At 34.6% G+C, this 5,231-nt stretch carries 4 protein-coding genes; 2 read left to right on the forward strand and 2 right to left on the reverse strand.

Translation table 11 applies throughout. The annotated features are described in order from the left end of the window. Positions 1-188: 188 nt before the first annotated feature. The gene (locus tag HGPG_RS00370; RefSeq protein WP_019124095.1) at positions 189-2,618 is read right to left on the reverse strand and encodes a transglycosylase domain-containing protein; all 2,430 of its coding nucleotides are present in this window, start codon (positions 2,616-2,618) and stop codon (positions 189-191) included. A 134-nt stretch (positions 2,619-2,752) separates the two neighbouring features. Continuing rightward, complete coding sequence (locus HGPG_RS00375) at positions 2,753-3,292, reverse strand: biotin transporter BioY (protein ID WP_019124096.1); 540 nt, start codon at positions 3,290-3,292, stop codon at positions 2,753-2,755. A gap of 175 nt (positions 3,293-3,467) precedes the next feature. On the opposite strand from HGPG_RS00375, the gene HGPG_RS00380 reads away from it, so the two are divergent. Next, entirely contained in the window at positions 3,468-4,250 is a 783-nt protein-coding gene (locus HGPG_RS00380; protein ID WP_019124097.1) for a type III pantothenate kinase, read from the forward strand. A 10-nt stretch (positions 4,251-4,260) separates the two neighbouring features. Then, positions 4,261-5,190, forward strand: a complete 930-nt coding sequence (gene dusB / locus HGPG_RS00385) for a tRNA dihydrouridine synthase DusB (RefSeq protein ID WP_019124098.1) — start codon at positions 4,261-4,263, stop codon at positions 5,188-5,190. The last annotated feature ends 41 nt before the right edge of the window (positions 5,191-5,231 follow it).

Below are 5,231 nucleotides of genomic sequence, written 5' to 3' on the forward strand. Positions count from 1 at the left end.
GCCTTATTAAAAGCCCCTAGGGGCTTTTTTCTTTGGATAAAAAATTCTTAAGCTAAGACAATTTATAAATTTTATTAAAACTGCTGGAGATTTTTCTTTAGCAGTTTTTTATGTAAGTCACCTAGGAAATCCTAAATAAATTAATAAAGGGCAATAAAAAACTGGAGCTTTACTCCAGTTTCTTAAGCTTAATTTTCATTTGTATCTTCATTTAAAATGGATGCCTTTGAATGAGATTTTTTCTTGCCACTATTTTCTCCAGAGGACTTCTTCTTATTGTCATTGTCATTGTTGTTATTATTTTTGTTTTCGTCCTTCTTCTTTTCTTCATCCTCTGATTCCTTATACCAGTTCAATTTATTTGAATAGTGTGGCTTAGTACCATCGGCGAAAAGTTCACGTCTTCCATTTACATATTTAGTGAAGATTCCATCTGGTTCTTCAAATTCTTTTTTGTCCAAGTCTTCGTGAACAGCCTTCATAATTTGCTTCCAAAGGTAGGCAGATTGAGTTGAACCAAAGGCAAGCTTTTGATGCTTGTCGTTGCCTATCCAAACTGAGCAAGTGTAGTAAGGAGTGTAACCTACAAACCAAACATCCTTCTTGTCAGTAGTTGTACCAGTTTTACCGGCTATGTCTTGTCCTGGGAAGGAAGCGTTGCGACCAGTTCCCCTTTTAACGACATCTTTTAACATATCTGTCAAGATATAAGCGTTTTGAGGAGAAGTTATCTCTTTTTCCTTAGGGTCAACTTGATAGATGACATCTCCAGTGTTAGTTTCAATCTTTGTAATTACATAAGGGTTAGCATATTTTCCCTCGTTGGCAAGAGTTGTGAAGGCTCCAGCCATTTCGAAAGGACTAATGCCATAGCTCATGCCGCCAAGAGTAAGAGGAGCATAGTCCATGTCATTCCAAGTTGGATTGTCCTTTTTCTCTACAATTGTGCTGACACCAATGGATTTTAAGGTATCAATCATCTTATTAATTGACTCTTCGTCATTGTAGACCTTTGAATAAGTTGAATTTTTATTTGCCTTTGCTTCTTTGTCAGCAGAAATATCTCTGGCAACTTGATAAGCGCCAACATTTGATGATTGACGAAGAAGATTTCTTATTGTAGTCCAACCTTGGTAATAGCTGCCAGCATTTTTAGGTGAGTGACCAAATAATTTTTCTGGCATCTTTGCGTCAAGGTAGACATCACCAGCAGTGGCTCCATTGTTAAAGGCAGTTAAATAAACTGAAATTGGCTTAATAGAAGATCCAGGTTGCCTTGGTACTAAAGCCCTATTTAAAAGTCTGCCACCACTTACATTTCTACCGCCGACAAGGGCCTTAACTTCGTGAGTTTTTTGGTCGATGATAACAGAGGCAACTTGTGGTTGTATTATTCCATTTTTTTCTTTGAAAGTGCCATAATAATATTTAGGATTTGATACAACTTGTTCCAGAGTCCTTTGCATGTCAATGTCCATTGGTGTGTAAATTTTTAGTCCGCCATTAAATAATTTATTTGTGGCTTCTTCCTTTGTGTAGCCAGAGTTCATCAAAATCTTAATAGTATTTTTTTGCACAACATCTGTGTAGAAAGATGAAATTCCACTTTCTTTACGAGAGCCTATGTCGATGTTAATTTTTTCATTTAAGGCATTTTCATATTCTTCATTAGTAATAAGACCTTGCTCAGCCATTTTCTTTAAAACTAATTTTTGTCTCTCTTGAGAAGTTTCGTTGAAGACAGCCTTTACTGGCACTACTAAATTATTTTCTATTTGTATAAGTTCAAAGTTATCTATTTGTCCAAGTTCATTTAAATTTTTTGAAATTTCAATAATTTTGTCAGAGTTTGGTTCTGAACCTTCATTTTTTGGCAGTAGAACTATTTCAATATTGCCAAGGTCATCATCTTCATTTATCTCTTGAGTGTTGTAGGGAGTGTACTTTTCTGGCAAGTTTGTAACACCTGCTAAGAGTGCACACTCAGCAAGGTCAAGTTCAGATACATCCTTGTTGAAAAAAGTTTTTGCAGCGGCTTGCACGCCCACTGTACCCTTAGAGAAGCCTGCAGAGTTTAAGTATGCCTCAAGTATCTGCTCTTTTGACAGTTTTTCTTCTATTTGGTAGGAATAGTAGATGTCTGTGATTTTTCTAACCACGCTCTTTGAAAAAGATGTGTACAAGTTCTTGGCAAGCTGCATAGTAATAGTTGATGCACCTTGGTCAAAGGACCTTGTCTTTATGTCATGGACAAGAGCACCTGCCACTCTTCTATAGTCAACTCCACTGTGTTCAAAAAATCTTTCGTCTTCTATTGCCACAATGGCATTTAATAAATTTTTTGGTATATCCTCGTAGGGAACAAATTCACTAAACTCATCAGAGACTAAAGTCTCAATAAGTTTTCCATCATTGGTATAGATCCTAGAAGTTTCAGAGAGCTGAGCTCTGTATTCTGTGGGTTCTATTAGGGGAGCTTTTTTAAAAATACCAAGTACAATAGCAGTGACCATTGAACCTAAAATGATTATTGCAGCAACAACTATTAGTATGAGTATTTTTATTAGGCTTGAAAATTTTATTATTCCACGAGCTTTATTGTTTTTGGAATCTTTCATAACAACCTCCTATCTTGATATTATAACAGAATTTTTATCATATAACTATAAGTAGATATGAAAAAATCCCGCACAGTGGCGAGACTTTAACATAAATTATTCTATTAATTATAAACTATTTAGTCTTTAAAAGCCTAGTTATTCATAGCTTTTAAAATTCTTGGCGCAATAAGAGCTGCAACTACTGCCTTTGCCATATCAGGTATGATAAAAGGAATCATGCCAATGGAAAAGATTTTTGCCACGCCCATGGAAGTGCCCATTACATTATTTAAAATGATGTACATATATGGAAGACCTATTGCGTAGAAAATAACTTCTGCTAAAACTAGAACGATCATAATTTTGCCAAAGTTTTTTTCTCCATGAGCAAATTTAGAAATAAAAATTGCACCTATTATAAAGGCAATTAAAAATCCAAAGCTTGGTTTTAAAAAGGATTGAAAGCCTCCAGTGAAGCCTGCAAAAATTGGCAGACCTATTAAGCCAAGTAGGACATATATGAAAACTGTAAGTCCTGCATAAAAAGGTGTAAGTAAAAGTCCTGTCATAAATACAAAAAAGTTTTGTAAAGAAAAGGGAACAGGTCCAATTGGTATGGAGATAAAAGCTCCCACAGCTATAAGTGCAACTAAAAGTGCAATTTTTGTTATGTCTTTTGTTTTAATTTTCATCATTAACCTCCGAAAGATATAGTACACAATGTTTACTCTTTTGTCAATAAGGTTAACGCAAAATTTTTTCGCCTTTAAAATAAATTGATTAATTATAAATATTGGGTAAATAATAAGTTGAAAGTGAAGATTATTAAATATATAATGAAAACAATTTGTTAAATGAGGTGTAAAAATGTTATTAGTAATAGATGTAGGAAATACTTCCATAACTTGGGGCGTTTATAAGGGGGATGAGCTAGTAAATGATTTTAGGACTTCCACTGTGAAGACTAGAACATCAGATGAGTACGGTCTTATTTTTATAAACACACTAACTCATGCCAATATTGATCCACAAGATATTGAAAATGTTATAATTTCATCCGTTGTGCCAAACCTTATGCACACACTTCCTTCTATGGTTAGAAAATATTTTAATAAGAACCCAATGATTGTAAGTGCAGACTTAGACTTGGGACTTAATATTAAGTACGACAATCCCAAAGAAGTCGGTGCCGATAGAATTGTAAATGCTGTTGGCGCACTAGAAATTTATGGCAAAAAATCCATTATAGTTGACATAGGAACGGCAATGACTTTTTGTATAGTTGACGAGGAAAAAAATTATCTTGGCGGTTTGATTATGCCAGGCATTGGCATTTCTGCTGAAGCGCTTTTTATGATGACTTCAAAACTTCCAAAAATTGAAATTATTGCACCGGAAAAAGTTATTCAATCTAACACAGTTGGAGCAATGCAATCCGGTCTCTATTACGGTTACACTGCAATGATTGATGGAATTGTAGATAAACTTTTAAAGGAACTAAGTTGGAAGGAAGAAGATACTAATATTATTTCTACTGGTGGTTTCTCTACTATGTTAACAAGTGATTCAAAATATAATTTTATAATCAACAAATTTTTAACTCTTGAAGGGCTAAAAATTATATTTGAAAAAAATAGCAAAATAGATTGAGAGTGATTTTGTGTTAAAAATTTTAGCACCAATGGCAGGCTACACTGACATAGCCTTTAGAGAAGTTGCAACAGAAAAGGGAGCAGACTTAACTGTGACGGAAATGGTTTCAGCCATGGCTCTCGTCTATGAAAACAAAAAGACCCTAGAACTTTTAGAAATTTCTCCCAAGGAGAAAAAAGTTTCTGTGCAAATTTTTGGATCTGACCCCAAAATTATGGGGGAAGCTGCCAGCATTTTAAATGGCTATAATTTTTCTTATATCGATATAAATATGGGCTGCCCTGCACCAAAAATTGTAAAAAATAATTCAGGCTCCTATCTTTTAAGCGACCCTTCACTTGTCTATGACATAGTAAAAGCTGTTGTAGAAAATTCAAAAAAACCCGTATCTGTTAAGGTGAGAAAGGGAATTGGTGGAATATCTTCTATGAAGGCAATAAAAAACATTGAGGCAGCAGGGGCAAGTTTTGTCACAGTCCACGGAAGGACCAGAGAAGAATACTACACAGGAAAGGCAGATTGGGATTTTATAAAAGAAGTTAAAGAAAATGTAAAAATTCCCGTAATTGGAAATGGTGACATAGCTAGCCCCGAAGATGCCCTAGAAAAAATAAATTATTCCAAGGTTGACGGCATAGCAATAGGCAGAGGAGCTGTGGGAAACCCCTACATCTTTAATCAAATTGAAGAGCTCATAAAAACTGGAGACTACTATAAGCCAAGTGACAGAGAAAAACTTCTTTTAATGATAGATGAACTTGAGAGAAAAATATCTTACAGGGGAGAAAAACTTGGCATCCTTGAAATGCGAAAGGTTTACGCAAATTATTTTAAGGGCATGAAGGACTCCAAGGAAGTTAGAAATAAATTAAACACACTAAAGGACAAAGATGAGATAATAAAACTTATCAAAGCTTATATTGAAACTTTGGACTAAAATAAATTTAAACTCTGCATAAAGTGGGGAGTTTTTATTTT

The organism is Peptoniphilus grossensis ph5 (assembly GCF_000311825.1).
GTDB lineage: Bacteria > Bacillota > Clostridia > Tissierellales > Peptoniphilaceae > Peptoniphilus_A > Peptoniphilus_A hominis.